Source organism: Novosphingobium chloroacetimidivorans, from assembly GCF_014204535.1.
GTDB classification, from domain to species: domain Bacteria; phylum Pseudomonadota; class Alphaproteobacteria; order Sphingomonadales; family Sphingomonadaceae; genus Novosphingobium; species Novosphingobium chloroacetimidivorans.
Genome location: NZ_JACHLR010000073.1, coordinates 1 through 2091, shown reverse-complemented (window position 1 = coordinate 2091; position 2091 = coordinate 1). Strand labels below are relative to the sequence as shown.

Annotated in this window: 2 protein-coding genes; both read right to left on the bottom strand. The window is 62.5% G+C overall.

Translation table 11 applies throughout. From position 1 onward, the window contains the following. Window positions 1–35 precede the first annotated feature (35 nt). Window positions 36–371 carry a response regulator gene (locus tag HNO88_RS21850; protein ID WP_184250932.1) on the bottom strand — a complete coding sequence of 112 codons (336 nt, stop codon included), beginning with the start codon at window positions 369–371 and terminating at the stop codon, window positions 36–38. A 112-nt stretch (window positions 372–483) separates the two neighbouring features. Further along, window positions 484–1974: a PAS domain-containing protein gene (locus HNO88_RS21845; protein ID WP_184250930.1), complete on the bottom strand. Its 1491-nt coding sequence runs from the start codon at window positions 1972–1974 to the stop codon at window positions 484–486. Between the last annotated feature and the right edge of the window lie 117 nt (window positions 1975–2091).

The following is a 2091-nucleotide window of genomic DNA, read 5'->3' as shown; positions in this document are numbered from 1 at the left end:
CCCATCGCTGCCTCCTTCGTGAGGCTGCCTATGAATCACACGATCGGCTCAATGGGAATCCCCCTCCGATTCCGCCCATCATGAAAATGCTCTAGCATGTCCGGTGAGCGGGGCTGGAAGGCGCGCGGTTCTCCCGTCACGAACATGACAGGCCGTTCGCCGATGATGGCGATAATGCGGTCGACCGCTATAGGCCCTGTCCCGCCGGTACCAAGATTGACGTCAGAAATGATGACGTCCGGAGCATGGCTCGATGCATAAGCGACGGCCTCGTCTTCTGTCCCGGCCATGTCGATCGACGACGCGCCGACAGCCTCGATGAGCTGGGCGATATGATCGGCGATCAGCCAATCATCCTCGATGATGAGCACGTGGCACATGGTCGTGCCTCAATGCTTGGCAGAGGAAAGGGTTCGCCACTTTCTCGTAGTTCGTTGTCGATTGTGACGGACGGCCTACACCCACCGGCGCAATCGAGAGTGCTTAAATGGTCGCTTCGATCTCAAACCGGACTCCCGTTTCGGGGTAATGGATCGCTGCGTCACCCCGCACGTGCCGACGCAGCACGCGCTCGATCATGCGCGTACCGAAGCCGATGCGGGTCGGCGGTGTCACCGGCGGACCGTCATGCTCGCCCCAGCAGAAAAACAGGCGGCGCTCGCCGTCCTTGCGCTTGATTGACCATTCGATCGCCACACGACCTTCGGGAACGGACAGCGAGCCATATTTGATGGCGTTGGTCGCCAGCTCGTGCAGTGCCATCGCGAGCGCCAACGTGATCTCCGGCGAAAGCCGGATATGCGGTCCCTCGACCGAGAAGCGGGCACCGTCGCGGTCCTTGAAGGGCAGCAGCGCCCGATCGACGATATCGCCGATCGCAGCCCCCTCGACCTCATCCTGGATCAGCAACTCCTGCGCAGCACCGAGGCTGCCGATCCTGCCTGAGACGGCGATCGCCGCGTCTTCGAGGGATGAGGCGTCTCGCAGAGTCTGGGTGACCACGGCGTTGACCGTCGCGAGGGTGTTTTTCACCCGGTGCGTCAGTTCGCGTGCGAGAACGGAGCGATGCTCTTCAGCGAATTTGCGCTGAGAGATGTCGGTCGAGAAGCCGGTCATCGCCAGCGGGGTACCATCGGCGCGGTGCTGAAGCTCGCCCTGGATCGATACCCAGCGCTGCTCGCCGGCCGGCGTCAAAATGCGGTACTCGATGTGGTACGGGTCGCCATGCTCGATCGTCCGCATGACCGCGGCCTGCATAGCCGGGAGGTCCTCGGGGTTTATGGCACCCAGCAGGTCTCGATAGGTGAACGGCTCGGCGATCGGGCGTCCAAAGACCCTCTTGCAGCCGGAGGAGGCGGTCAGCTCCTGCTCGGGTAGGTCGAGCGTCCAGGTGCCCAGCGCACCGGCCTTCAACGCCATGCGCAGCCGCGCATTGTGCGCCGCCAAGTCCACGTCACGCTGCGCCACCTCGGCAGCCAACGCTTCACGGTCCTGCTCCAATTGCAGAACGCGATGCCGCTCCACGGTGACATCGATCTGGGAGGCCACGAAATATCGCAGGTCTCCGTCATCACCGAACACCGGCGCGACCATCAACCTGTTCCAAAACGGGGTGCCGTCCCGGCGATGGTTGAGTAGATCGAGTTCGATCGGCTCACGGCTCGCGATGGCATTCCTCATGCGGGCAACGTCAGCCGGATCAGTGAGCGGCCCCTGCATGAACCGGCAATTGCGGCCCAACACCTCGGCCGCAGGAAAGCCGGTCAACGTCTCGAACGCTTTATTGACGTAGATCAGCGGGCAATCGGGGAGCGTCGGATCGCTGACGACCATCGCGATCGGCGTCATGGCGAAACCGACCTGCATCGGGTCGGAGGACTTTAGACCGCGCGCATAGGTATTGATCGCCGCCTCGATCTCGGGCGACGGCGTAAAGGGCTGGACAGCGAACGGGGCGAGTGGTTGACGGTTCAAAACGGGAACACACTACCTGATGGTAAGCGTCCGCCCGGGACCGTTGCCCCGATTGCGGACATCGCCTAGCCTCCTGAGCTTATCTCATGAAATCAAACGGCGGCTACTGCCTGTTCG